This window comes from Burkholderia sp. HMSC10F09, from assembly GCF_001806955.1.
Lineage (GTDB): Bacteria > Pseudomonadota > Gammaproteobacteria > Burkholderiales > Burkholderiaceae > Burkholderia > Burkholderia multivorans.
In genome coordinates this window covers 28419-54535 of sequence record NZ_KV786922.1, presented here as the reverse complement: position 1 = coordinate 54535, position 26117 = coordinate 28419, and the positions used below count along the sequence as shown (strand labels likewise).

Annotated in this window: 24 protein-coding genes; 13 read left to right on the top strand and 11 right to left on the bottom strand. The window is 68.2% G+C overall.

The features are described 5' to 3' along the window. The 3 genes from HMPREF3115_RS27090 to HMPREF3115_RS27080 all read right to left on the bottom strand — a co-directional run. The coding region (locus HMPREF3115_RS27090) for an efflux transporter outer membrane subunit (protein ID WP_070556879.1) at window positions 1-1334 on the bottom strand (1334 nt) is incomplete at its 3' end. Between the two features lie 2 nt (window positions 1335-1336). After that, window positions 1337-4489: an efflux RND transporter permease subunit gene (locus HMPREF3115_RS27085; protein ID WP_006404754.1), complete on the bottom strand. Its 3153-nt coding sequence runs from the start codon at window positions 4487-4489 to the stop codon at window positions 1337-1339. Continuing rightward, window positions 4486-5598: an efflux RND transporter periplasmic adaptor subunit gene (locus tag HMPREF3115_RS27080; protein ID WP_070556877.1), complete on the bottom strand. Its 1113-nt coding sequence runs from the start codon at window positions 5596-5598 to the stop codon at window positions 4486-4488. Before HMPREF3115_RS27080 ends, HMPREF3115_RS27085 begins: the two co-directional genes overlap by 4 nt. 178 nt (window positions 5599-5776) lie before the next feature. Here HMPREF3115_RS27080 and HMPREF3115_RS27075 point away from each other — a divergent pair, with 178 nt between their 5' ends. Further along, the gene (locus tag HMPREF3115_RS27075; RefSeq protein WP_006400005.1) at window positions 5777-6397 is read left to right on the top strand and encodes a TetR/AcrR family transcriptional regulator; all 621 of its coding nucleotides are present in this window, start codon (window positions 5777-5779) and stop codon (window positions 6395-6397) included. Window positions 6398-6412: 15 nt separating this feature from the next. Here the strand turns inward: HMPREF3115_RS27075 and HMPREF3115_RS27070 are convergent, their stop codons facing one another. Next, on the bottom strand, window positions 6413-8146 hold the full coding sequence (locus HMPREF3115_RS27070) for a ClcB-like voltage-gated chloride channel protein (RefSeq protein WP_200053103.1): 1734 nt from the start codon (window positions 8144-8146) through the stop codon (window positions 6413-6415). 103 nt (window positions 8147-8249) lie between these two features. Continuing rightward, window positions 8250-9317 carry a YeiH family protein gene (locus HMPREF3115_RS27065; protein ID WP_080559059.1) on the bottom strand — a complete coding sequence of 356 codons (1068 nt, stop codon included), beginning with the start codon at window positions 9315-9317 and terminating at the stop codon, window positions 8250-8252. Window positions 9318-9429: 112 nt separating this feature from the next. Between HMPREF3115_RS27065 and HMPREF3115_RS27060 the strand changes: the two genes are divergently transcribed. The 8 genes from HMPREF3115_RS27060 (at window position 9430) to HMPREF3115_RS27020 (ending at window position 17317) form a co-directional block, all read left to right on the top strand. Further along, a complete protein-coding gene (locus HMPREF3115_RS27060; protein WP_070556873.1) occupies window positions 9430-10323 on the top strand; it encodes a LysR family transcriptional regulator in 894 nt (297 codons plus the stop codon). 220 nt (window positions 10324-10543) lie between these two features. After that, entirely contained in the window at window positions 10544-11308 is a 765-nt protein-coding gene (locus HMPREF3115_RS27055; RefSeq protein ID WP_070556871.1) for a TIM barrel protein, read from the top strand. 27 nt (window positions 11309-11335) lie between these two features. Continuing rightward, window positions 11336-12322 carry a sugar kinase gene (locus HMPREF3115_RS27050; protein WP_006404761.1) on the top strand — a complete coding sequence of 329 codons (987 nt, stop codon included), beginning with the start codon at window positions 11336-11338 and terminating at the stop codon, window positions 12320-12322. A gap of 136 nt (window positions 12323-12458) precedes the next feature. Next, window positions 12459-13739: an MFS transporter gene (locus HMPREF3115_RS27045; protein WP_006400012.1), complete on the top strand. Its 1281-nt coding sequence runs from the start codon at window positions 12459-12461 to the stop codon at window positions 13737-13739. Between the two features lie 4 nt (window positions 13740-13743). After that, a complete protein-coding gene (locus HMPREF3115_RS27040; RefSeq protein WP_053297225.1) occupies window positions 13744-14709 on the top strand; it encodes an NAD(P)-dependent oxidoreductase in 966 nt (321 codons plus the stop codon). Window positions 14710-15004: 295 nt separating this feature from the next. Further along, window positions 15005-16048, top strand: a complete 1044-nt coding sequence (locus HMPREF3115_RS27030) for a LacI family DNA-binding transcriptional regulator (RefSeq protein WP_006404763.1) — start codon at window positions 15005-15007, stop codon at window positions 16046-16048. Window positions 16049-16102: 54 nt separating this feature from the next. Continuing rightward, complete coding sequence (locus HMPREF3115_RS27025; RefSeq protein ID WP_053297226.1) at window positions 16103-16891, top strand: YhfC family glutamic-type intramembrane protease; 789 nt, start codon at window positions 16103-16105, stop codon at window positions 16889-16891. A gap of 63 nt (window positions 16892-16954) precedes the next feature. Beyond that, a complete protein-coding gene (locus HMPREF3115_RS27020; RefSeq protein ID WP_070556869.1) occupies window positions 16955-17317 on the top strand; it encodes a DUF3022 domain-containing protein in 363 nt (120 codons plus the stop codon). Between the two features lie 56 nt (window positions 17318-17373). Here the strand turns inward: HMPREF3115_RS27020 and HMPREF3115_RS27015 are convergent, their stop codons facing one another. Together HMPREF3115_RS27015 and HMPREF3115_RS27010 are read right to left on the bottom strand one after the other, a co-directional pair. Beyond that, entirely contained in the window at window positions 17374-17805 is a 432-nt protein-coding gene (locus HMPREF3115_RS27015; RefSeq protein ID WP_006400018.1) for a PGDYG domain-containing protein, read from the bottom strand. Between the two features lie 134 nt (window positions 17806-17939). Next, entirely contained in the window at window positions 17940-18479 is a 540-nt protein-coding gene (locus tag HMPREF3115_RS27010) for a Spy/CpxP family protein refolding chaperone (RefSeq protein WP_070556867.1), read from the bottom strand. A gap of 240 nt (window positions 18480-18719) precedes the next feature. On the opposite strand from HMPREF3115_RS27010, the gene HMPREF3115_RS27005 reads away from it, so the two are divergent. Continuing rightward, complete coding sequence (locus HMPREF3115_RS27005; RefSeq protein ID WP_006400020.1) at window positions 18720-19184, top strand: Lrp/AsnC family transcriptional regulator; 465 nt, start codon at window positions 18720-18722, stop codon at window positions 19182-19184. Between the two features lie 518 nt (window positions 19185-19702). Beyond that, window positions 19703-20803, top strand: a complete 1101-nt coding sequence (locus tag HMPREF3115_RS27000; RefSeq protein WP_006404771.1) for a saccharopine dehydrogenase family protein — start codon at window positions 19703-19705, stop codon at window positions 20801-20803. A gap of 97 nt (window positions 20804-20900) precedes the next feature. Here the strand turns inward: HMPREF3115_RS27000 and HMPREF3115_RS26995 are convergent, their stop codons facing one another. After that, window positions 20901-21518: a P-loop nucleotide/nucleoside kinase family protein gene (locus HMPREF3115_RS26995; RefSeq protein WP_006404772.1), complete on the bottom strand. Its 618-nt coding sequence runs from the start codon at window positions 21516-21518 to the stop codon at window positions 20901-20903. After that, on the bottom strand, window positions 21515-21658 hold the full coding sequence (cydX, locus tag HMPREF3115_RS26990) for a cytochrome bd-I oxidase subunit CydX (RefSeq protein ID WP_006404773.1): 144 nt from the start codon (window positions 21656-21658) through the stop codon (window positions 21515-21517). Before cydX ends, HMPREF3115_RS26995 begins: the two co-directional genes overlap by 4 nt. Before the next feature lie 177 nt (window positions 21659-21835). On the opposite strand from cydX, the gene corA reads away from it, so the two are divergent. Continuing rightward, window positions 21836-22813 (top strand): magnesium/cobalt transporter CorA, encoded by a 978-nt coding sequence (gene corA / locus HMPREF3115_RS26985; protein WP_006404775.1) that lies wholly within the window; start codon window positions 21836-21838, stop codon window positions 22811-22813. Between the two features lie 6 nt (window positions 22814-22819). On the opposite strand, the gene HMPREF3115_RS26980 is transcribed toward corA, so the two are convergent. Continuing rightward, window positions 22820-23107, bottom strand: coding sequence for a YciI-like protein (locus tag HMPREF3115_RS26980; protein ID WP_006400027.1), 288 nt, complete (start codon window positions 23105-23107; stop codon window positions 22820-22822). Between the two features lie 465 nt (window positions 23108-23572). On the opposite strand from HMPREF3115_RS26980, the gene HMPREF3115_RS26975 reads away from it, so the two are divergent. Beyond that, window positions 23573-24061 carry an aminoacyl-tRNA deacylase gene (locus HMPREF3115_RS26975; protein WP_006404776.1) on the top strand — a complete coding sequence of 163 codons (489 nt, stop codon included), beginning with the start codon at window positions 23573-23575 and terminating at the stop codon, window positions 24059-24061. A 607-nt stretch (window positions 24062-24668) separates the two neighbouring features. Here the strand turns inward: HMPREF3115_RS26975 and HMPREF3115_RS26970 are convergent. Further along, window positions 24669-26009: an APC family permease gene (locus HMPREF3115_RS26970; RefSeq protein WP_070556865.1), complete on the bottom strand. Its 1341-nt coding sequence runs from the start codon at window positions 26007-26009 to the stop codon at window positions 24669-24671. Between the last annotated feature and the right edge of the window lie 108 nt (window positions 26010-26117).

The window sequence follows — 26117 nt, the reverse complement described above, 5'->3', positions numbered from 1 at the left end:
AGCGCGCCGAGCCGCACGCGCGCGGCGGCGTCGTCCGATGCGCCGCGCGCGGCGAGCGCCGCCTGCGACGACGCGTCGAGCGCTTGCGCATCGTGTTCGAGCGCCGCGAGCGAATCGGCGACGTTCTGGAAGGCGGCGAGCACGGTCTGCCGGTACTGGTCGACGGCGGCTTCATACGTCGCCTTTGCGGCGCGGCGTTGCGCGAGCAGCGCGCCGCCGTGGAACAGCGGCTGCGTCAGCGACGCGCCGACGCTCCAGATCGCGCCGGCGCCCGACAGCATCGTCGGCCAGTCGAAGCCGCCTTTGCCCATCGAGGCCGACAGCGATAGCTGCGGGAACAGCTGCGCGGTCGCGACGCCGACTTCGGCCGCGGCGGCCTTCAGCGCCGCGTCGGCGGCGCGGATGTCGGGGCGGCTTTGCAGCAGGTCGGACGGCACGACGACGGGCACCTGTTCGGGCAGATGCAGATCGGCGAGCGCGATGCCGGCCGGCGGCCGGTCCGGCGTACGGCCGACCAGCACCGCGAGCGCATGGCGCGCGCTATCGCGCTGCTGGCGCAGCGCGGGCAGGCTCGCGGCGAACGTGTCCGCGCTTTGCCGCGCGCTCAGCGCATCGCTGCGCGCCGCTGCGCCGAGCGCATGGCGGCGCTCGGCGTCGCGCGCCTGATCGTTCGCGAGCGCGACGAGCCGTTCGGTCGTGTCGATCTGCGCGTCGAGCACCGACACGGTGATCGCCGCGGTCACGATGTTCGCGGCGAGTGCGCGCCGCGCGGACTCGAGCTGGAACGCGCTGACGTCGACGCGGTTCGCGAGCGACCGGTTCGCGAAGCGCGCGGCGCCGAACAGGTCGATCGTGTAGCTCGCCTGCAGCTGTCCGACGAACGTGTCGTACAGCAGCGTCGGCGCGCCGAGCGCGCGAATCGGCACGCCGAGCGCACGCTGACGCGCCGCCTGGCCGCCCGCATCGATCGACGGCAGCAGCGAACTGCCGATCTGCGCGCGCAACTGCTCGCGCGCGGCATCGAGCGAGTGCGACGCGGCCGCGAGCGTCGGGCTGCTGCGCAGCCCTTCGTCGACGAGCGCGTTCAGCGCGTCGGAACGGTATTGCGTCCACCAGTCGGACACCGGCTGCGCGCCGACTTCGAACTGCTGCGCGATGCCTTGTGCGGCAACGGTCTGCTGCGGCTGCGGCGCCGCGCCGTAATGCGCGGGCGACGGCATCGCGGGCGGCGCGCCGCTCGGCGCGAACGCGCTGCAGCCCGCGAGCGGGCCGGCGACGCTCGCGACGGCGAGCGCGCGCACGACTTTCGTTTTCAGGTTCATCGACGATTCCATGGTCAGGCTCCCGACGGCGCGCCATGCGGCGGCCCGTCCTGCGGGTCGCGCTCGTCGCGCTTCACGCGGAACCACGTCGCGTACAGCGCGGGCAGGTAGAACAGCGTCAGCACGGTTGCGCTCGTGATGCCGCCCATCAGCGCGGTGGCCATCGGCCCGAAGAAGTTCGAGCGCAGCAGCGGAATCAGCGCGAGCACGGCTGCCGCGGCGGTCAGCGTGATGGGCCGGAAGCGCCGCACGGTCGCGCCGACGATCGCATCGAAGCGCCCGTGACCGGCCGCGATGTCCTGCTCGATCTGGTCGACGAGAATCACCGAGTTGCGCATGATGATGCCGAACATCGCGATCACGCCGAGCATCGCGACAAAGCCGAACGGCTGGCCGAACAGCAGCAGCGTGCCCACCACGCCGATCAGCCCGAGCGGCGCGGTCAGCACGACCATCAGCACGCGCGAGAAGCTTTGCAGCTGGATCATCAGCAGCGTGAACACGGCGATCGCCATCAGCGGCATCTGCGCATTGATCGAGGCCTGCGCCTTCGCGCTTTCCTCGACCGAGCCGCCGATCTCGACGCGGTAGCCGACCGGCAGCTGGGCGCGCAGCGCATTCAGCTTGCCGTCGATCGCGTGCGTAACGTCGATGCCTTGCGCGCCCGCGCGCACGTCGGACTGCACGGTGATCGTCGGCTGGCGGTCGCGCTCCCAGATCACGCCGTATTCGAGCGTCGGCGTGAAGCGGCCGAGCGAGCCGAGCGGCACCGCGCCGTTCGGCGTCGGCATCGCGAGGCCGGCGAGCCTGGCCGGATCGACGCGATCGGGCTGCGGCGCGCGCAGGTCGACGGCGATCAGCTTGTCGCGTTCGCGATACTGCGTGACGGTCGTGCCGGACAGCGTCATCGCGAGGAAGCTCGACACGTCCTGCGACGTGACGTTCAGCTCGCGCGCCTTCTTCTGGTCGAGCTCGAAGCGCACCGAGCGCTCGGCCGGTTCGTCCCAGTCGAACTGCACGTTGACCGTGCGCGCATCGCCGCGCATCGTCGCTGCGACCTTGTCGGCGATCGAGCGGACCGTCGCGATGTCGTCGCCGCTTACGCGGAACTGCACGGGGTAGCCGACGGGCGGCCCGTTCTCGAGCCGCGACAGCCGCCAGCGCACGGCCGGGAAACGGTCGCGCAGCGTCGTTTCGAGCCAGCTCGCGAGTTTTTCGCGATCCTCGACCGATTTCGCGGTGATCACGAACTGCGCGAAGTTCGGCAGTTGCAACTGCTGATCGAGCGGCAGATAGAAACGCGGCGCGCCGCTGCCGACGAAGTTGACCCAGTGGTCGATCTCCGGCCGCTTCGCGATCGCCTGCTCGACGCGCTCGGTCTCGCGCAGCGTCGCCGCGAACGACGCACCTTCGGGCAGCCGCAGATCGACGAGCAGCTCCGGGCGATCCGAGCTCGGGAAGAACTGCTGCGGCACGAGCGAGAAACCGAGCAGCGACACGACGAACAGCGCGACCGTGATCGCGAGCACGACGAAGCGCCGCTCGATGCACCAGTCGATCCAGCCGCGCAGCCGCCGGTAGAACCGCGTGTCGTAGATCTCGTGCTCGTGATCGTCCGGCAGATGCGCGTCGTGCGCGTGCTTCTTGCGTTCGGGCAGCAGGTGATAGCCGAGCAGCGGAATCAGCACGACGGCCGCGAACCACGACGCGATCAGCGCGATCGCGGAGACCTCGAAGATCGAGCGCGTGTATTCGCCGGTGCTCGACTTCGCGAGCGCGATCGGCAGGAAGCCCGACACCGTGACGAGCGTGCCGGTCAGCATCGGGAACGCGGTGCTGGTGTACGCGAACGCGGCGGCGCGTGCGCGGTTGTAGCCCTGTTCGAGCTTCACGGCCATCATCTCGACCGCGATGATCGCGTCGTCGACCAGCAGCCCGAGCGCGAGCACGAGTGTGCCGAGCGACACCTTGTGCAGCCCGATGTCGAACAGGTACATGAAGAGCGCGGTGACCGCGAGCACGACCGGAATCGAGATCACGACGACCATCCCGGTGCGCAGCCCGAGCGACACGAGGCTCACGATCAGCACGATCGCGACGGCTTCGGCGACGGCTTCGAGGAAGTCGTCGACCGAATGCGATACCGCGTGCGGCATGCTCGACACCTCGGTGAGCTTGAGCCCGGCCGGCAGCTGCGCCTGCAGCGCTTTCGACTGCGCGTCGAGCGCCTTGCCGAGCCGGATCACGTCGCCGCCGGGCTGCATCGTCACGCCGATGCCGAGCACCGGCTTGCCGGCGCCCGTGCCCGACGCGGCGGTGCGCATCTGCGTGACGGCCGGGTCGTCGTAGCCGCGCCGCACCGTCGCGAGATCGCCGAGCCGGAAGGTGCGGCCGTTGATCCTGATCAGCGTGTCGGCGATCGCGGCGACGTTGTCGAACTGGCCGCTCGGCCGCACGAACACGCGATCGTCGGTCGTCGTCAGCACGCCGGCGGACGACACGTCGTTCTGCGCATTGATCGCCTGCCCGAGCTGCTGCGGCGAGATGCCGAGCCGCGTGAGCTTCGCGTTGTCGACCTCGATGAAGATGCGCTGGGCCGGATCGCCGAAGTAGTCGACCTTCGCGACGCCCGGCACGCGCAGCAGCACGGTGCGCAGCTGGTCCGCATAGTCGTGCAGCTGCGCGGGCGAGAAGCCGTCGCCTTCGAGCGTCCAGATATTCGTGTAGACGTCGCCGAACTCGTCGTTGAAGAACGGACCCTGCACGCCGGGCGGCAGCGTATAGCCGATGTCGCCGACCTTCTTGCGGATCTGGTACCAGGTTTCGGGCACGTCCTTGACCGGCGCGGAATCCTTCATCGTGAAGAAGATCAGCGATTCGCCGGGCCGCGAATAGCTGCGCAGGAAGTCGATCGCCGGCGTTTCCTGCAGCTTGCGACCGATCCGGTCGGTCACCTGTTCCTGCACCTGGCGCGCGGTCGCGCCCGGCCAGAACGTGCGGATCACCATCACGCGGAACGTGAACGGCGGATCTTCGGATTGCGCGAGCCGCGTGTACGCGAGGATGCCCGCGACCGTCGCGAGCACGATCAGATAGACGACGAGCGCCTGGTGGCGCAGCGCCCACGCGGACAGGTTGAAGCGTCCTTCTTCGCGGGCCGCGCTCATGACGCGAAATCCTCGGGATGCAGCGGCGCGATCGCACGGACCTTCTCGCCCGCGCTGACCGTATGCACGCCCTGCAGCACGACGCGCTCGCCCGGCTGCACGCCGCGCGACACGGTGACCGTGCGCTCGTTGAAGCGCGCGACGTCGACGCGGCGCAGCTCGAGCGTGTCGTCCTTCGCGCGCACGATCCAGACGGCCGGATGCGGACCGTCGTGGAACAGCGCGGTCGCCGGCAGCGTGACCGGTTGCGCGTCGGCGGCGCGCGGCGCGCCGTCGAACGCGACGTTCGCGGTCATCCCGAGACGGACCGCAGCCGCGTCCGGCACGGCGAGCGTGAGCCGCATCCGATACGTCCGGCTTTGCGGATCGGCGGCCGGCGCGATCTCGCGCACCTTCGCCGCGAACGTGCGGCCGGGCAGCGACGGCAGCGTGACGGTCGCCGGATGGCCGGGCGACAGCGCCGCGAGCGCCGTTTCCGGTACGTCGACGACCACGTCGACGTCGCCGGCCCATGCGAGCTGATAGACGGGCTGGCCGGCCGACACGTTCTGCCCGGTGTCGGCCTGCTCGGCGGTGATGTAGCCCGCATGATCGGCGACGAGCGTCGCGTAGCGCAGCTGATTCTTCGCGAGCGCGAGCTGCTGCTGCGCCTGATCGCGCTGCGCGAGCGCGGTCGTGTAGCTGTCCTCGGTCTGCTCGAGCTGCGCGGTCGCGATCAGGTTCTCGCGCGCCTGCGCGCGGTCGCGGTCGAGCTGCTGTTTGGCGAACGCGAGCCGGTGCGAGGCGGCGTCGAGCTGCGCCTGCGCGCTCGCCGCGTTTTTCTCGACGTCGGACGGATCGAGCAGCGCGACGACCTGGCCGGCCTTCACGGTATCGCCAAGCCGCACCTTGCGCTCGACGATCTTGCCCGCGATGCGGAACGACAGCGGCGTCGCGTAACGCGGCTGGATTTCGCCGGGCAGCGTGAAGGCGGACGCGGCGGCATCCGCGTGCGCGGGCAGCGCGACGACCGGGCGCGGCGCCGGCGGCGCGGATTCCTTCGGATGACAGGCGGCGAGAACGAGTGCGGCGCCGATCAGCAGCGCGGCACGGGAACCGGAGCGATTCACGAAACCCCCAAGGGACGAGAGCGAAAGAGGTCGGCAAGCGCGGCGGCGCCTGCCCCGAAGGGGCCGCGCGAGCGCGACGCCCGGACAGCACGATCGGATACTGCGGCGGATTCTAATACACCTCTGTATCCGAATGCAAAGCTGAATCTGAAAGGGGAATGGTGCTAGACTGCGCGCCATGAAACCACAGCGCTTAACTCGCGAGCAGAGCAGGGATCAGACGCGCGAGCGTCTGCTGAATGCCGCACATCGGATTTTTCTGAAGAAAGGCTACGTCGCCGCGAGCGTCGAGGACATCGCGGCAGCTGCGGGCTATACGCGCGGCGCGTTCTATTCGAACTTCCGCAGCAAGTCGGAATTGCTGCTCGAGCTGCTGGAGCGCGATCACGCGTCGGTGCAGGCCGATTTCGAGGCGATCTTCGAGGAGGGCGGGCCGCGCGAGCAGATGGAGTCGATGGCGCTCGCCTATTACCGAAAGCTGTTTCGCGACGACGAGTATTCGCTGCTATGGGTCGAGGCGAAGCTGCAGGCGGCGCGCGACGCGAAATTCCGCGTGCGCTTCAACCAGTTCCTGCACGGCAAGCGCGTGCAGATGGCCGAATTCATCCGCCGCTTCGCGGATCGCGCGGGCACGCCGCTGCTGCTGCCGGCCGAAACGCTCGCGTTCGGGCTGATGTCTCTGTGCGACGGCGTGCAGTCGTATTACACGGCCGATCCGCAGCACGTGTCGGCCGAGGCCGCCGAATCGGTGCTGGCCGGCTTCTTCGCGCGCGTCGTGCTGGGGCGCGCGCCCGACTGACGGCGGCGCGGCGGCTCAGCGCTCGCCCGTCATGCGCCGATACGCGTCGAGCAGCGAGGTCTTGTACACGACGCCCGCGAGCGTCGGCTCGGCTTCGCTCTCGATCACCGGCAGACGTTCGCCCTTGAACGCCATGAAGCGTTCGAGCGCGGTCGCGAGCGGCATGTCGGGCGTGAGCAGCGGAAACGGCGTGTGCACATAGTGCGCGGCCGTCTTGTCGCTCGTGTCGCGCTTGTCGAGCAGGTCGGACGTGATGTCCTTCAGCGCGACCGCGCCGCGAAAGCGCCCGGCATCGTCGGTCACGTACAGATACTTCACCGGATATTCGAGAAACACGCGCGTCATGTCGGCGACGCTCGCCGTGAGCGGCACGACCGTCTGCGCGGGTTGGATCAGCTCGCGCATCTGCGTGGTGCGCAGCCGCATCCGCTCGGCCGCGTCCTGATGATGGCGCAGCGTGATCTCGTACATCGACGTCGTGCCGGTCGCGCGCGCGACGAAGTACGCGAACACGCACGACACCATCAGCGGCAGCACGACCTGATAGCTGAGCGTCATCTCGAAGATCATCAGGATCGCCATCAGCGGCGCCTGTGTCGCGCCCGCCATGAACGCGCCCATCCCGACGATCGCATAGGCGAAGTACGCGGACGTATGCCCCGGCCACAGCGCGTTCATCGCGAGCCCGAACAGCGAACCGAATACCGCGCCGACGAACAGCGTCGGCGTAAACACGCCGCCGATCGCGCCCGAGCCCGTCGTCGCGGCGGTCGCGAGCACCTTGAATACGAGCACCGCGACGAGCGCCTGCCAGGTCCACGGCGAATGCAGGATGTTGTTCACGACGCTGTAGCCGTTGCCCCATACATCCGGAATCCACACCGAAATCACGCCGACCACGAGCCCGCCGAGCGCGAGCCGCACCGGCAGCGGCACGGGCAGCCGCTTGAACTGGTTCTTCGACGCGTCGAGCAGATGCAGGAACTGCGGCGCGAGCACGCCGCACAGCGCGCCGAGCACGACGAACAGCAGCACCTCGGGGCCCGTGACGGCCGGAAACACCGGCATCTCGTACGGCGGCCGATAGCCGGCGAACTCGCGCATCACGATGTTCGCGACGACCGATGCGACGACCATCGGCCCGAAGCTTTCCATCGCGATCGTGCCGAGCACGATTTCGGAGACGAAGAACGCGCCGGCGATCGGCGCGTTGTACGCGGACGTGATGCCGGCGGCCGCGCCGCACGCGACGAGCAGCCGCAGGCGCGGCGGATCGAAATGCGCGAAGCGGCCGACGAGCGACGCGGCGAGCGCCGCGAGCTGCACCATCGGGCCTTCGCGGCCGATCGAGCCGCCGCTGCCGATCGTCAGCAGCGACGACAGGCTGCGCCACAGGCTCTGCCGCACGGGCACGATGCCGTTGCCGAGCGCGACGGCTTCCATATAGTCGGTCTTGCCGGACTTGCGTTCGCCGCGCGTCGCGAGCAGCAGCACGCCGCCCGCGAGCAGGCCGCCGGCGGCCGGCAGCCAGAAGCGCACGTACCACGGCAGGCTGCGCGCCATCTGCACGAAGCTGCCGCTGCGCCCGGCGATCAGATGCTGCATCAGGTCGATCCCTTCGCGAAACGCGATGGTCGCGAACGCGCCGCCGACGCCGACGATCGCCGACCAGATCAGCATCGTGTGGGCATCCGACAGGCGGAACAGCGTCTGTGCGCGGGTGCGCAGCTTCAGCAGGAACGAGAGCACGGCTGACAGGGGGCGATGGAAAACGACGCGAAGCATAGCACTGCGCCGCGCCCGCGGGAGATCCCCGTCGGGCGCGGCGCGCGAAGCGGTGCGGACGTGCGGCTCAGCCAAGCCAGTGCTGCACGGCCCACGTGATGCCGTAGCCGCCGACGATCAACCAGACGTACAGGATCAGCCCGGTGGTCAGCGCGCGCGGGCCGGCCTGGCGGATCTGCGCGACGCGCGTCTCGATCCCGAGCGCCGTCATCGCCATCGTCAGCGCGAACGTATCGAGCACGTTCAGCGTATGCGTGACGTCCGCCGGCAGCACGTTCAGCGAGTTGACGATCACGAAGGCGAGGAAGCCGAGCGCGAACCAGGGCACCGCGACCTTGCGCTTGCCTTGCGCGCCGCCGGCTGCCGTTTGCGCCGAGCGCGCGAGCCACCAGCCGAGCATAAGCAGCACGGGCACGAGCAGCATCACGCGCGTCATCTTGACGATCGTCGCGACGTGCGCGACCTGCGGGCTGATGTCGCTCGCGGCGCCGACCACCTGCGCGACCTCGTGGATCGTGCCGCCGAAGAACAGCCCGAGCCCGGCCGGATCGAGATTCAGCAGCCCGGCGTGATAGGCGATCGGATACAGGAACATCGACAGCGTGCCGAACAGCACGACGCTGCCGACCGCCATCGCGCTTTGATGGGGCTTCGACTGCAGCGTCGATTCGAACGCGAGCACCGCGGCCGCGCCGCAGATCGCGCTGCCGGCGGCGGTCAGCAGCGCCGCGTCGCGGTCGAGCTTCATCAGCTTCATGCCGGCCCAGGTGCCGATCGCGAGCGTGCTGACGACGACCAGCACCGATACCGTCAGACCCGGCAGGCCGACCTGCGCGATTTCCTGCAGGCTCACGCGCAGCCCGAAGAACGCGACCGCGATGCGCAGCAGCTTGCGCGCGGAGAAGTTCACGCCGGCCGCCCAGCTCGCCGGCATGCCGTCGCGCAGCGCATTGCCGTACAGCGCGCCGGCGACGATCCCGACGATCAGCGGCGACAGGCCGAGCGCGGCGATCGCGGGCAGTTGCGACAGGCTCGTGACGGCGGCCGCAAACAGCGCGACGAACAGCACGCCGTTCAACTGGCCGCGCATCGACGGCGCGGCGTGGCCGAGAGAGGGAGTCGGGGCAGTGGACATGGGAGGCACCGTGACAGCGTCGTTGCGATGGTCTAATCCTAAATTCGTTATATCGATATGAAAAATTGTGATTTGTGACATAAACTATCCGCCAAACCGATAATTCGACGCCATGACCCCGGATCAACTGATAACGTTCGCCGCCGTCGCCGAGCATCTGAACATCAGCCATGCGGCCGTCGCGCTCCATCTGTCGCAGCCGGCCGTGTCCGGCCAGTTGCGGCTGCTGCAGGAGGAATTCGGCGAGCCGCTGTACCAGCGCGACGGGCGCGGCATCCGGCTCACGCCGGTCGGCGAGCAGCTCGCGCAGTACGCGAAGGCGCAGCGCGACACGTTCGCGCAGGCACGCGCGTTCCGCGACGCGGTGCGCGGCCTCGATGCCGGCACGCTGCGGATCGGCGCGAGCACGACGCCGGCGAGCTATCTGCTGCCGTACCTGATTGCCGCGTTTCAGCCGCGGGCGCCGCGCATCGCGATCCAGACCATGAGCGGCAACACGGCCGACGTCGTCGCCGCATTGCCGTCGCTCGATATCGCGATGATCGAAGGGCCGCCCGGCGACGCGTTGCCGCCGGGGACCGCGGTGCACGTCTGGCACGAGGACGAAATCGTCGCGATCGTGCCGGCCGGCCATCCGCTCGCGGCGCCCGAGTACGACGCCGGCGTGACGCTCGATGCGCTGGCGCCGCATCCGCTCGTGCTGCGCGAGGAGGGCTCGGGCGTGCGGCAGCTCGTCGAGCGCGCGTTCGCACAGTGCGCGGCGCCGATGCGCGTCGCGTTCGAGATCGCCGGCGTCGAAGCGGTGAAGGAGGCCGTGCGCGCGGGCATGGGCGTCGGCTTCGTGTCGGCGATGTCGCTGCGTCATCGCGATGCGGCGCTCGTCATGCGTTCTTTCGCGCCGACGCCGCTCACGCGGCATTTCTCGATTCTGGTGCCGCATGGCAGTGCGCCGTCGCGGGCCGCCGCGCAGTTCCTCAAGATGAGCGTCGCGCATCCGATCGGATAACGGCCACGGCTCCACGCGCCGTGCACCACGTCGGTGCGGCGGCAGGCACGGACGATGCGCGCCGAGACGCGCGCGTCGCGCGGGGCGGGGCGGGCCCGCGGGGCGGCGTGCGGGCGGCCGCCGACCCTAGGGATTTCCACTATGGTGCATGCCCGAAGCGAAGCGCACCATCCGTCTCAAGCAAATGGAACCGGTTCCAGCGCCGGGGAAAAAGGGCATCATGGCAGACATCGTGATCGTGGCGAGCGCATTCGGAATGGACCGTGTGCGCCAGGCGGGCCACAGTGCATTCGTCGCGGCGGCGGCAGAAGCCGGCGCGGCCGGATTCGAGGTGCGGCGCGAGCTGTTCGCGTCGGACGACGACGCGGCGCCCGGCGCGCTGGCCGCGCTCGGCGAACGGATCGCCGCACACGGGTTGTGGTCGGTCTATTCGACGCCGGCCACGCTGTACACCGACGACGGCGCGCTCGACGCGGCAGCGCTGCGCGACACGCTCGCCGAAGCCGACGCGCTCGGCGCGCGCTTCGTGAAATTCCAGCTGGGCGGCTTTGCCGGCGACGCGCACGCGACCGACATCGTTGCGCTGTCGCGCGGTGCGCGGGCGCGTGTCGTCGTCGAGAACGGGCAATTGGCGGTGGGCGGCGCGTTCGCGCAATTTCGCGGGCTGTTCGACGCGCTCGCGGCGTGCGGCCTGCCCGATGCGCTCGGCATGACGTTCGACATCGGCAACTGGCAGTGGCCGGGCGAAGCGCCGCTCGCGTGTGCGCACGCGCTCGCGCCGCACGTCGAATACATCCACTGCAAGGCCGTCGAAGGCGAGGGCGCGCGCCGCTTCGCCGTCGCGCCGGCGCCCGACGATCCGCTCGTGACCGACGTGCTGGCGGCGCTGCCGCCGCAGGCGCCGCGCGGGATCGAGTTTCCGTTCGACGCACACGATCCGGCGGGCGACGCACGCCGCCGCGTCGCGTGGCTCGCGGCCGCGTGACGCACCCAGGGCACGGAGGATTCACTGATGCAGACAGCACTCGATATCGTCACCTACGGCGAAGCGATGGCGATGTTCGTCGCCGCGCAGCCGGGCCATCTCGCGCACGCGGCGCAGTTCACGAAGCGCATCGCGGGCGCCGATCTCAACGTCGCGATCGGGCTCGCGCGGCTCGGTTTCCGGGTGGGCTGGATGAGCCGCGTCGGCAACGATTCGTTCGGCCGCTACGTGCTCGACACGCTCGCGCGCGAAGGGATCGACGCGTCGTGCGTGACCGTCGATACGCGCTACCCGACCGGTTTCCAGCTGAAGTCGCGCAATGACGACGGCAGCGATCCGACGGTCGAATACTTCCGCAAGGGCTCGGCGGCGAGCCACCTGTCGTGCGACGACTACGTGGCCGACTACGTGCTCGGCGCGCGCCATCTGCATCTGACCGGCGTCGCGCCGGCGATCTCGGCGAGCTCGTGCGAACTGGCGTTTCACCTCGCGCGCGAGATGCGCGCAGCCGGCAAGTCGATTTCGTTCGACCCGAACCTGCGCCCGACGCTGTGGCCGTCGGCCGAGGCGATGGCGACGACGCTGAACGCGCTCGCGGCGCTCGCCGACTGGGTGCTGCCGGGCCTCGCCGAAGGGCGGCAGCTGACCGGCCGCGACACACCGGCCGACATCGCGCGCTTCTATCTCGACCAGGGCGCGCGCGGCGTCGTCATCAAGCTCGGCCCGCAGGGCGCGTACTATCGCACCGCCGACGGCGACGAGGGCACGGTTGCGGGCGAACGCGTCGACAATGTCGTCGACACGGTCGGCGCCGGCGACGGCTTCGCGGTCGGCGTCGTCAGCGCGCTGCTGGAGCGCAAGCCGGTCGCGCAGGCGGTCGCGCGCGGCAACCTGATCGGCGCACTCGCGATCCAGGTGATCGGCGATTCGGAAGGGCTGCCGACGCGCGCGGCGCTCGACCGGCTCGAGCGCGAACGGGCCGAGCGAGTAGAGGAAAGCTTCGTCGCGCAATGAGAGGCCGGACACGGCACAATCCGCGAACCGGTTTCGCGCGCGCATCGCGATGCGCGGAGCCGCAGCAACGCATGCAGCAATCACCCCGATCGACGACGCCGACGCAAGCGCTCCGGTCGACACAGGAGACACTCTGATGGCAACCAATCTCGCACCCCGCCGCTGGTGGACGATCATGCCGATCGTCTTCATCACCTACAGCCTCGCCTACCTCGACCGCGCGAACTACGGGTTCGCGGCGGCGGCGGGCATCAACCAGGATCTCGGGATCGGCAAGGGCCTGTCGTCGCTGATCGGCGCGCTGTTCTTCCTCGGCTACTTCTTCTTCCAGATTCCCGGCGCGATCTATGCGGAGCGTCGCAGCGTGAAGAAGCTCGTGTTCGTGAGCCTCGTGCTGTGGGGCGCGTGCGCGGCGCTGACCGGCGTGGTCAGCAACATTCCGTCGCTGATGGTGATCCGCTTCGTGCTCGGCGTGGTCGAGGCGGCCGTGATGCCGGCGATGCTGATCTACATCAGCAACTGGTTCACGAAGAGCGAGCGCTCGCGCGCGAACACGTTCCTGATCCTCGGCAACCCGGTGACCGTGCTCTGGATGTCGGTCGTGTCGGGCTATCTGGTGCACGAATTCGGCTGGCGCCACATGTTCATCGCGGAAGGCGTGCCGGCGATCCTCTGGGCCGTGTGCTGGTGGTTCCTCGTGCAGGACAAGCCCGCGCAGTCGCCGTGGCTGTCCGCGCAGGAAAAGCGCGATCTCGAGACGACGCTCGCGGCCGAGCAGGCCGCGATCAAGCCGGTGCGCAACTACGGCGAAGCGTTCCGTTCGCCGGCCGTGATCAAGCTCTGCGCGCAGTATTTCTGCTGGAGCATCGGCGTGTACGGCTTCGTGCTGTGGCTGCCGTCGATCGTGAAGAACGGCTCGGCGCTCGGGATGGTCGCGACCGGCTGGCTGTCCGCGCTGCCGTATCTCGCGGCGACGATCGCGATGCTCGCCGCATCGTGGGCGTCGGACAAGGTCGGCTCGCGGCGCGGGTTCGTGTGGCCGTTCCTGCTGGTCGGCGCGGCCGCGTTCGCCGCGTCGTTCGCGCTCGGTTCGACGCACTTCTGGATCTCGTACGCGCTGCTCGTCGTGGCGGGCGCCGCGATGTATGCGCCGTACGGCCCGTTCTTCGCGATCGTGCCGGAACTGCTGCCGAAGAACGTCGCCGGCGGCGCGATGGCGCTGATCAACAGCATGGGCGCGCTCGGCTCGTTCGTCGGCTCGTATTTCGTCGGCTATCTGAACGGCGCGACCGGCTCGCCGCTTGCGTCGTATGCGTTCATGAGCGCCGCGCTCGTCGCCGCCGTGATCCTGACGCTGTCCGTCAAACCCCAGCCGCGCGATGCCCATTCGCTCGCGGCGCCGCTGCAAGGAAAATGAAACGATGAAGCCTCGTATCGTCGCGTACAAGCCGCTGCCCGATGACGTCCTCGCGTATCTGCGCGAGCATGCGGACGTCGTGCAGGCCGACGGCGCCGACGCGCTGGCCGATGCGCTCGGCGATGCCGACGGCGCAATCGGCGCGAGCCTGAAGATCACGCCGCAGATGCTCGATCGCGCGCCGCGGCTCAAGGCGTGGTCGACGATTTCGGTCGGCTACGACAACTTCGACGTCGCGGATCTGACGCGGCGCGGCATCGTGCTCGCGCACACGCCCGACGTGCTGACCGAGTCGACCGCCGATACCGTGTTCTCGCTGATCCTGGCTTCCGCGCGGCGCGTCGTCGAACTCGCCGAATGGGTGAAGGCCGGCCACTGGCATCGCAGCATCGGCCCCGAGCTGTACGGCACCGACGTGCAGGGCAAGACGCTCGGCATCGTCGGGCTGGGGCGCATCGGCGGCGCTGTCGCGCGGCGTGCGGCGCTCGGCTTCCGGATGCAGGTGCTGTACACGAACCGCACCGTGCATCCGGAAGCGGAAACGCAATACGGCGCGCGGCGCGTGACGCTCGACACGCTGCTCGCGGAGTCGGATTTCGTCTGTCTGCAGGTGCCGCTGTCGCCGGAGACGCGCCATCTGATCGGCGCCGCCGAATTCGCGAAGATGAAGCGCAGCGCGATCCTGATCAACGCGTCGCGCGGGCCGGTGGTCGACGAGGCCGCGCTGATCGACGCGCTGCGCGCCGGCACGATCCGCGGCGCGGGGCTCGACGTGTTCGAGAAGGAACCGCTGTCGGCCGATTCGCCGCTGCTGCGGATGAGCAACGTCGTCGCGCTGCCGCACATCGGTTCGGCGACGCACGAGACGCGTCACGCGATGGCGCGCTGCGCGGCGGAAAACCTGGTCGGCGCGCTGGCCGGCACGCTGCGCTCGAACCTCGTCAATCCGGACGCGCTCGCGCCGCGCTAAGGCGCTAAGGCGCTAAGGCGCTGAGGCAGGGCCGCGCCGGGGGCGGCTGGCCGGCCGCGCGCCTGCCGTTAGAATCGACGGTCTTGGTGCCGGCGGGCGGCGTGCGTTATGATCGCCCGCTCGTCGCGCATGCGCGCGGCCGCGCCCGCGACGACGGTCCGTGCGACGCCGCGCGGCACGCCGGTTCCGGTCGGCGTCCGATCGACAGAGGAGTCCGCCAGGTGGCTTTCGTATCCAACAACAATGGTCCGTCCGCCGACGCAGCGGCGCGGATCGCCCGTCGCGAGGCATCACAGTGACCGAATCGCAACTTTCCACGTCCCGTCCGGCGACGATCAGCGACGTCGCGCGCGAGGCCGGCACGGGCAAGACCAGCGTTTCGCGCTATCTGAACGGCGAGACGCACGTGCTGTCGGCCGATCTGCGCCAGCGGATCGAAGCCGCGATCGCGCGGCTCAACTACCGGCCGAACCAGATGGCGCGCGGGCTCAAGCGCGGCCGCAACCGGCTGCTGGGCATGCTCGCGGCCGACCTGACCAATCCGTATACCGTCGAAGTGCTGCAAGGCGTCGAAGCGGCGTGCCACGCGCTCGGCTACATGCCGCTGATCTGCCACGCCGCGAACGAAGTCGAGATGGAGCGCCGTTTTCTGCAGCTGCTGACCACGTATCGCGTCGAAGGGCTGATCGTGAACGCGCTCGGCGCCGAAGAGGAGGTGCTGCGGCCGCTGCGCGGCGGCGGCATTCCGGCCGTGCTCGTCGACCGGACGGTCGAGGGCTTCGAGGCCGACCTGATCGGCCTCGACAATGCAGACGCGATCGAGACGGCGCTCGCGCATCTGATCGAGCGCGGCTTCGACGCGATCCATTTCGTCGTGCAGCCGTTCGAGCACGTCAGCTCGCGGCGGCTGCGCGAAGCCGCGTTCCGTGCGGCGCTCGCCGCGCGCGGCATGCCGGTGTCGCCGACGGTCGTGCTCGATCTCAACGTGCCGCAGGCGGCTGCTGCCGCGCTGGCCGACCTCGATGCGCGAATCGACGATGCCGCGCGGCGCGGCGTGCGCGCCGCGCTGTTCGCGGCAAACGCGCCGGTCGCGCTCGCGATCGCGCGTCATCTGCGCGCACGATTCGGCGCCGCGTGGCAGTCGAACGCCGCGCTGCTGTCGATCGACGATCCGGAATGGGCCGAGCTGATCGGCATCACGACGATCCGTCAGCCGACCTACGAGATCGGCTACAAGGCGGTCGAGTTCGTGCACGAGCGGATCGACGGCGCGGGCGGCGACGTGCGCGTCGCGATGCTGCCCGGCGAGCTGATCGCGCGCGCGTCGACCGCAAGCTGAGTATCATTCGGGGCACGCGGCGCGTTCGGTGTGCCGCGCCCAACAAGGAACTCCATGACCGTTGCTCCCGTCACGCTGGCCGTGCTGATTGCGGCCACGCTGATCATCGCGCTGCTGCCGCTCGTCCTCTTCCGTTATCTGCGCAAGCCGCTTGCGCTCGACCGCCGCGACACGATCGTCGGCGTCGCGATGTTCGCGCTGTCCGCGATGATCGTCGAACGCGCGTTCCACGCTTTCGTGCTGAGCCGCACGCCGGCCGGCGGCTGGCTCACGCATCCGCTCGCGTTCGTCGCGTACAGTGCGCTCGCGACCGCCGTGTTCGAGGAGCTCGGCCGCTATCTCGGGATGCACTGGCTGAGCCGCCGCTACGGCGCGTCGGCCCGCGACGGGCGCGGGATCGGCTACGGGATCGGGCACGGCGGCGCGCAGGCATGGTTCGTCGGCGTGCTGGTATGGGGGCAGTGGGCGTATCTCGGCTGGCTCGCGAGCCGCGGCCAGCTCGACGCACAGCTTTCGGATCTGCCGCCTGACACCGTGGTGCGGCTGCAGATGATGCTGGCGACGCTGTCGGTACCGACCGTCGTGCTGCTGCTGCTCGAACGCGTTGCCGCCTTTGCGGTGCAGGTCGCGCTGTCGGTGTTCGTGTGGCGCGGCGTGCGGGCCGGCCGTGCCGGCGTGCTGCCCGCGGCGATCGTGCTGCACGCGCTCGCGGCCGCGCCCGCGCTGCTCTATCAGGTCAGGATGCTGCCGGCCGCGTGGGCCGAGGCCGCGTACTTCGTGATCGCGGCGCTCCTGACAGCCGCGCTCGTGAAGACGTGCCGCGCGCCGCGCGCGGCGAACTGACCCGTGCGGACGAACGGTTGCGCCACGCCCGCGCCGACGCGCGGCGAGGCGACAGAGGATGACATGGACGACTATCAGATTGACTGCGCAAGCGCGGAATTCGATGCGCTCGCGCGCGTCATTTGCGATCTCTTTCCGGAACAGACGCGCTTCGTCGAAAGCAGCGACGCGCGTGGACGCTTTCTGTCCGTGCACTGGCTCGCGATGCGTTTCGGCGTGACGCCGAAGCGGATGACGCTCGACGTACGGATCGCACCGGCCGCGCTGGCCCGCTATCTGGCGCTGAAGCCGATGCAGCGCGCGCGCAGCCACGCGGTGCTGCATGCCTATACGGAAGCGATGCTCGGGTCGCTCGAAGAGCGGCATGCGGCGGGCGAGACGGTCGAGCGCGAAGCGGAACTCGCGCTCGACGAAGATTTTGCGTGACGGCGTGAGCGCGATTACGTGACTGCGCGATGACGTGTGGCCCGCGCGTCGCGCGCTCACGCGTCGCGGTAGACCTGCGCGAAGCGCTGCGCCTGTACGACGCCGTAGTCGCCGGGCGCGTATTGCATGACCCAGTCGCCGGCCGCGCCGCGCAGCGTATCGCCGTTTTCCGAGCGCGCGATGGCGAACGGTTCGTCCATCCGGCGTGCGAGCACGACCGTCGGCCGGTTCCGGTATGCGCCCGGTGCGCCGTGCGCGAGCGCCGGATCGGCCGGCACGTACTTCGCGTCGAAGCGCGCGCGCGACACGACCCAGCGGTCGCCGGTCGAGCCCGTGATCAGCGCGTCGCCGGCGACGTAGCGGTTCGGACCTTCGAGGCTCATCAGTTCGCCGGCGGCGTCCGCGAACGCGACGGTGACGGTTTCATCCTTGACGACGCGGCGGGCCTGCGGATCGGTGCGCAGGTCGAGGTGCTTGAGTTCGAGCATGGCGGAAGGGCGGGAAAAGCCGGGAGCTTATCCCGAAATTGACGCGCCGTGTGAGGCGCGTCGACTGCAGGCCCGGTGCGCGGCGCCGCCCGGCCGCAGCGGGCAGGGCGGGCGGCCGCCGTACGGCCTCAGTATCAGGGCTGCGCCGGCGCGCTCGCGGCCGGGGCGGCCGCGGCCTTGCCTTCCTTCGCGTTGTCCTTGCGGCGGTGCTCGCCGCCGTGGTGCAGCCAGCTGCGGAACGTCGTGTCGGCGAGCGCCTTCTGCTCGGCCGGGAAGCTGTCGTAGAGCGGCGCGAACGCGTCAGCGAGCTTCTTCGCGCCGTCCGCGTTTGCCTGCGCGAGTTCCGCGTACTGCTTCATGTCGTCCACGGCGGACACGTTGCGGCTTTCCATCCGCGCGCGGTAGAGACGGCCCATCGTGTCCCCGTTGTCGCGCATCGTGTCGGCGAACGTCTTCCATTGCGATTCCTGTGCCGGCGTGATCTTCAGCTGATCGTGCAGATACTTGATGCGCTGCTCGATGCGCGCTTCGCGACGTGCGGCGCGCTGCTCCGCGCTCGGCGCGGACGCGGCCGACGTCGTCGCGGCCGAAGCGGACGTTTGCGGCTGCGGCGTCTGCGCGAAGGCGCCGGCGGCAACGAGGAGCGTAGCGAGGGTGAGCGAGATTTTCTTCATGGTTGGCTCTCCGGGTGGTGTCTTGCGAGCGGGCGTGGCGGCCGTTGCCGCGCGCGCCTCTCGCGTCGCCGCTATTAGTAGCACGTTGCCCGCGTAGCGGCAGCGAATGCGACACTTGCTTACATCCGATACGAATCGAAATTGAAAGGTCGGTGCGTGCAGGCGTTCGGGCGCAGCGGCGTTCGCGCTATCATCGCGGCACGTTCCACTTCGCCGGCGCACGGCGCCGCGCACAGTCTCATGCGTCCACCCCGTCTCGACCAGCTCGACGATCTCGATCGGCAACTCGTCGCGTTGCTGCAAGCAAATGCGCGTGCGAGCGTTGCCGATCTCGCGCGGCAGCTCGACGTCGCGCGCACGACCGTCGTCGCGCGCATTGCGCGGCTCGAACGCACGAACGTGATCGCGGGCTACAGCGTGCGGCTCGGCCAGGACGTGCTCGACGCGAGCATCTACGCGTACGTCGGCATCATCCTCACGCCGAAGTTCGGCAAGGACGTGCTGCGCAAGCTCGACCGCATGCCGGAGGTGCAGCTGCTATGCGCGGTGAGCGGCGAATACGACTACGTCGCGTGGCTGCGCGCCGATTCGCCGGAACGGCTCAACGATCTGCTCGACCAGATCGGCACGCTCGAAGGCGTCGAACGCACGACGACGTCGATCATCCTGTCGCGCAAGATCGATCGCGGGACCATCGGCGGCTGAGTGCGCGGTGGGCCGCAAGCCGCGCGTATCGGGCGAGTCGTCGTGCGGTTCGTCGCGTCGCGCGACGCGAATACGCGTCCACTAATTCCGCCTGCGGGATAAGCGTCTCCGTTCAACATGACGATGCCGATCGAGCGATCGGCGAACCTCATTTGCCGTTCGTGAGGCAATTCGATCGGCGCCCGCCGGACGCGCTCGCGGTTGGCGTTATCTCGGTGCGCGATGTGCAGCGATCGGCGTTTCGATCGCCATCAACTGCCGCTTTTCCTTCGTGATTTCCCTTGCCGGCCGGCGCCTGCGCGTGCGGCGAATCGGCACGTCGCGCGCGCCTGCCGGGCCGCGCGACACGGTCATTTCGGTGGCGTTTCGTCGTTTCGACGAAATGTGTCGTCATTGCGTCGAAGTTATCGGTCGTTTCGCATCATTCTTCGTCTTGGAACTGATTTTGCGCATCTCTACACTGCGGGTCATGGCTCGACGCCGTCCACAACACCAACCCATCATCAGGAGATAAGCGCATGAAAATCGCCATCGTCGGCGCCGGTTTGATCGGCCACACCATTGCTCACATGCTGCGCGAAACGGGCGACTACGAAGTCGTCGCGTTCGACCGCGACGCAGACGCGCTCGCGAAGCTGTCGCGCGAAGGCATCGCGACGCAGCGGGTCGACTCGGCCGACGCCGCTGCGATCCGCGAAGCCGTGAAGGGCTTCGATGCGCTGATCAACGCGCTGCCGTACTACCTGGCCGTGAACGTGGCGGCCGCCGCGAAGGCCGCAGGCGTCCACTATTTCGACCTGACCGAAGACGTGCGCGCGACGCACGCGATCCGCGAACTCGCCGAAGGCTCGGATCGCGCGTTCATGCCGCAGTGCGGCCTCGCGCCGGGCTTCATCGGCCTGGCCGCGCACGAGCTCGTGAACGGCTTCACCGAGGTGCGCGACGTGAAGATGCGCGTCGGCGCGCTGCCCGAGTATCCGACCAACGCGCTGAAGTACAACCTGACGTGGAGCGTCGACGGGCTGATCAACGAATACTGCCAGCCGTGCGAAGCGATCCGCGACGGTCGCAAGCAGTGGGTGCAGCCGCTCGAAGGCCTCGAGCATTTCTCGCTCGACGGCACCGAATACGAAGCGTTCAATACGTCCGGCGGCCTCGGCACGCTGTGCGAGACGCTGTCGGGCAAGGTCGAGTCGCTCGACTACAAGTCGGTCCGCTATCCGGGGCACCGCGATCTCGTGCAGTTCCTGCTCGAGGACCTGCGCCTGTCGAGCGATCGCGACACGCTGAAGTCGATCATGCGCCGCGCGGTGCCGTCGACGAAGCAGGACGTCGTGCTGGTATTCATCACGGTGACGGGCGTGAAGGACGGCCAACTCGTGCAGGACGTGTTCACGCGCAAGATCTTCGCGAAGGAAGTGTGCGGCATGCACATGAGCGCGATCCAGATCACGACCGCCGGCGCGATGTGCGCGGTGCTGGACCTGTTCCGCGAGAAGAAGCTGCCGCAGAGCGGTTTCATCCCGCAAGAGAAGGTGTCGCTGAAGGCGTTCCTCGCGAACCGCTTCGGCAAGCTGTACGACGGCGGCACGATGGAGCGCGTGCACGCGGTTGCCTGATAACGACAAGACCAGACCGAGAGGGCCGGACGACGCCGGGCGTGCAGCTGCACGTCCGGCGTCGTCGTTTCGGCGCAGGGAAGGGCGCGTGCGCGCTTCAGGCCGGCAGCGGCGGGACGATCGTCGCGGCCGGAGCGGGCGGTACGATGCGAACCAGCAGTGCGTCGATGTCCGCGTCGGACGGCGCGGTGTTGTCGAACATCACGATGCCGTCGCATTCGGAGCCGGTCGGCACGAAGCGGCGCTGCCGGTATTCGTCCCAGTGCGCGAGCTTGTATGCGTCGTTCGGGTTGCCGCGCGCGACGATCCGCTCGCGTGCGACTTCTTCGGAGGTATGCACCCAGACGACCGTCAGCGCGACGTCGGGCGCGATGCCGAGCCAGGCGCGATCGAGAATGCGCCGGTCGCGCACCTCGCGCGACAGCGGGCCGACGACGATCGCGCTGATGCCGAGTGCGAGGTTTTCACGTGCGGTATCGAGCAGGCCCTGGTACTCGGGATCGCGCAGATGCTGCAGAAAGAGCGGGCTGTCGCGATCGTTCGGATCGGCGGTGAGCGCGCCCATCGCGGCGGCGCTGTAGCGGCCGTACAGCGTATCCTTGTCGAGCAGGCAGAAGGCCTCGCCGGTCGCGCGCATCAGCGGCCGGATCAGCCGTTTCGCGAGCGTGGTCTTGCCGGTGCCGGCGTGGCCGCAGAAGAACACCAGATGCGTCACGAGCGGCGGCTCCCGGCATGCGAAGCGGGCGCGGCGCGGCGGCCGTCGCGCGAGAATACTTCGGCTTCGAGCCACATTGCGTTGACGATGCCGAAGCCGAGCGCGACGCCGATCCCGAGTATCCACGCGAAATACCACATAGGTCTGCCTCCTTGACGGTTGCGCTGCATGGTCGCGTTCGCCCGGCCGAGCGTACCGGTGCGCGGGCGGCGACGCGCGAGAGTCCGATCATGACCAATATCGGCGCACGGTGCAAGCCGGCCGCGCGCGCGGCAAACCGGTAAACTGACGGGAAAACGGCAACATCATCCGACAACATGCTGATCAACTGCGCTGCATATCAGGACGGCCGCAAGCTCGCCGACATCGAGATCGAGGCCATCAGCGACTACGTATCGAAGCCCGAATGCTTCGTGTGGGTCGCGCTGAAGGACCCGACGCCCGAGGAGCTCGAGCTGATGGGCGAGGAGTTCGGGCTGCACGAGCTTGCGCTCGAGGATGCACGCAAAGGGCATCAGCGGCCGAAGATCGAGGAGTACGGCGATTCGCTGTTCGCGGTGCTGCATACGGTCGAGCTCGACGACGACGGCGAATTCAAGGTCGGCGAACTGAACCTGTTCGTCGGCCCGAACTATGTGCTGTCGATCCGCAACCATACCGAGCAGGATTTCCGCGAAGTGCGCAAGCGTTGCGAGCGCGAGCCCGAGCTGCTGCGCGAAGGGTCGGCGTTCGTGTTCTATGCGCTGATGGATCAGGTCGTCGATCGCTACTTTCCGATTCTCGAGACACTCGGCAACGAGCTCGACGAGCTCGAGGACCGCATCTTCGCGAAGGCGACGACGGCGTCGTCGCGCGCGATCATCGAGGATCTCTATTCGCTGAAGCGCCGGCTCGTGCTGCTGTATCAGCACACCGCGCCGCTGATCGAGCCGCTCGCGAAGCTGACGGGCGGCCGCATTCCGAACGTCTGCAGCGGGATGGTCAACTATTTCCGCGACGTGTACGACCATCTGCAGCGGATCGTGAAGACGATCGAAGGGCGGCGCGAGATGGTCGTGACGGCGATCCAGGTGAATCTCGGGATGATCTCGCTCGCCGAAAACGAGGTGACCAAGCGGCTCGGTTCGTTCGCCGCGCTGTTCGCGATCCCGACGATGATCGCCGGCATTTACGGGATGAACTTCGCGAACATGCCCGAGCTGCACCTGAAATACGGGTTCTACGGCTGCATCGCGGTGATGGTCGCCGCGGATCTCGCGCTGTGGTGGCGCTTCAAACGCGCAGGGTGGCTGTAGCCGCGATCAGCGCGGCGCGTGCTTGCCGACGACGACGCGCCACGGCCGCACGCGCCACGATTTGACGAGTCCGTTCTGCACATACGGATCCGCACGCGCGAACGACTCGGCGATGGCCGGCGAATCGCCTTCGAACACGAGCACGGCCTGGTCGGCCGGATCGGCGAGCGCGCCGGCGAGCACCAGTTCGCCGCGTTCGGTGGCGGCCCGCGCGAGCGCCAGATGCTCGGCGCGAAATGCTTCGCGGCGGGCCAGATAGTCGTCGACGAGATCGTAGATCAGCTGGAAATGCATGATGGCTCCGGGATCGGTCGGCGCGCGGGATCGCGCGCGGCGCGGTCAGTATAGGACAGCGGGCGGCGTTTGGCGGCTCTCGATGACGGTGCGTCGTGCTTCGCGCCGCGCGTCGCGAAGTCGTCGCTGCGGCTCGTATCGCTGCTCCGTCCTTTGCAACTAACGGTCCGCCCGTTCGCCGCCGGCCACTTCGGTCCGCGTTTCCGCACCTTCAGCGCATTGCCGCTTCAGTCTGCAGAAAGCGGGCCTGTATTGCGGTTATCCGGCATAGGTTCAACGCAATTTTTACGCGCGGCGAGGGCGCGCGACGGCACGGCAAAAATCGGTGCCGATCGGAAAAGTGCGCCGGCCGACACGCCGACAGATCCGATTTCCATCGGCGCGAATGCGACCTATGCTGAACGAATCCGGAGCGAGCTTCGTTCGCCCGCGTTGCCCACTTGTCCAGTCCAGACGAGGTGTGCCATGCCAGTGTCAGCCACCCTGCAGGATTGCCTGCGCCAGAAATCATCCCGATACGAAGTCGTGTATCACCCGTACAGCCATACGAGCATGGAGACGGCCGCCGCCGCGCATATTCCCGGCGATCGGCTCGCGAAGACCGTGTTGCTCGAGGACGAAGAGGGCTACGTCGCCGCCGTGCTGCCGACGACGCATGCCGTGCGTCTGTCCGATCTGTGGGTCAAGACCGGGCGCCATCTCGTGCTCGCCAAGGAGGTCGAACTGCGCGAACTGTTCAAGGATTGCGACATGGGCGCGCTGCCGCCGGTCTGCATGGCGTACGGGATGAAAACGTTCCTCGAGGAACGGCTCGCGCAGCAGCCGGAAGTCTATTTCGAGGCCGGTGACCACGAAGCGCTGATCCATATGACGCAGGACGAATTTCTGTCGCTGATGGAGACGGCCGAGCGCGCGCATTTTTCACATCGGATGCAAGGGATGATGTTGTCCTGAGGCGGACGATGCGTCGGTTGGATGGTGCGGCGGCCGGTGACGCTCGCCGCGGCCGGTGCGTGCGTCGGTGGTCGAGCGGATGAGTTTGCGGTTTGCCGGATGGTGGCCGCTGGAAGCGGGTGTGGCCGTTCGGCACGCTTAGTGTGGGCGGGTTTTAGACGTTGCTTTGTGGAAATTCGTTATTTGACATAATCATAATTATCACATCAAAACGATGTAGCGGCTAAGTTGTAATGTCCGCTTTCGTGCCGCGTAAGCTATCCGGCCGCCGGTTGTCCGGCGCCGGGAGCTTCGATGGCTGCGACAGAACGGATGGCATGACGGCTGGTCGGGTACGGCGGCTGATGACAGACGCAGGTTTGTGGATTCCGCGCCGGCAGCGTCCGCCGAAGGTCTACCAGCCGCGAGTGCACCGGACTTGTCCGGGTGACTGATCTAGATCGACGGCAGACTCTATCAATCGCCGTCTCCGGCGCGCCGGCGAACCGGAACCCATCAACGAGCGTCCCGAGGAACGCCATGTCATCGGCCCGCCCCGCAAACGCGTCAACAGGCGAAGGAAGCAGGCGCGCCGAACACACCGCCACCCGCACCCTCCTCGTTCCGCTCAGATCGCGACTTCCGGCGGTGCCTGACGAAACAGCCGCGTTATCCAGCACAAATACACGAGCCCGAGCACGAACCACACGACACCCAGCACGATCGCCGTTTTCTCGAGGCTGACAAGCAGCCAGATATCCGACACCGCACCGATCGCCGGAAAAACGAGTCCGCCGACCACTCCGATCCGGCGCTCGCCATGATTGCCGGAAAGGTAGAGCCGAATCACGCACAGATTGACGGCCGTGAATGCCAGGAACGCGCCGAAGTTGATGAACGACGTCGACGTCGCGACGTCCAGCCTCAGTGCGACGAGCCCGACGATGCCGGCCAGCGCGATGTTGATCGCCGGCGTCTTGAAGCGCGGATGGATGAACCCGAACACGCGCTTCGGCAGGATTTCGTCGCGGCCCATCGCATAGAGCAGCCGCCCCACGCTCGCCTGCGCGGAGATGCCCGACGCGAATTGCGCGAGGATCAAGCCGGCAAGAAACACGGTCACGAACAGATCGCCGCCGATCATCTTCGCCACTTCGAACGCGGCCGAATCCGTGTCCTTGAAGGCGACGCCAGGATGCGCGAGCTGCATCGTGTAGGCGGCGATCACGAAAATCGCGCCCCCGATCAGCGCGATCAGCAGGATCGCGCGCGGCATGTTCTTCTTCGGATCGATCGTTTCCTCGGTCAGCGTCGATACGGCGTCGAAGCCAAGGTAGGAATACGCGGCGATCGCGGCGCCCGCCATCGTCGCGCCGAACGGCACGTGCGGCTTGAAGAACGGTTCGGCCATCGCGATCCCGCCCGCGCCCGCTGCCGCCGATGCGTAGTGCCAGCACAGCACGACGAACATCGCGACGATCGCCAGCTGCACGATCATCAGCACGATATTGAAACGCGCGGCCAGCTCGATGCCGACGATGTTCAGGCCGCTCGTCAGCACGATGAACGCGACGATCCAGATCCACGTCGGCACATGAGGAAATGCGGCATTCAGATACGCCGCGCCGATCAGCCAGATCACCATCGGCAGGAAGAAGTAGTCGAGCAGCGTCGCCCACCCGATCATGAAGCCGACATGCGGACTGAACGTCTTGCGCGTGTACGTGTACGCGGAGCCCGCGGCCGGATAGAGACGCGCGAGCTTGCCGTAGCTGAGCGCCGTGAACGCGATCGCGATTAGCGCGAGCAGATAGGCGAGCGCGGCCGTGTCGTCGCTCGCCTTCGCAAGCACGCCGTACGTGCCGTAGACGATCAGCGGAGCCATATAGGCGAGACCGAACAGCAGCACGGACGGCAGGCCGAGCGTGCGCTTCAGGCGCGGCGATTCTTGGGGCGACGACGCTTGCATGTTATCTCCTGGGCCCCGCGGGGCCGATGCGAATGCCTTCGGGCCGTTTGCGGCCGGCATTTCGATTGGATGAGCCGGTACCGCACGCACGCAGGGGCGCGCGATGCC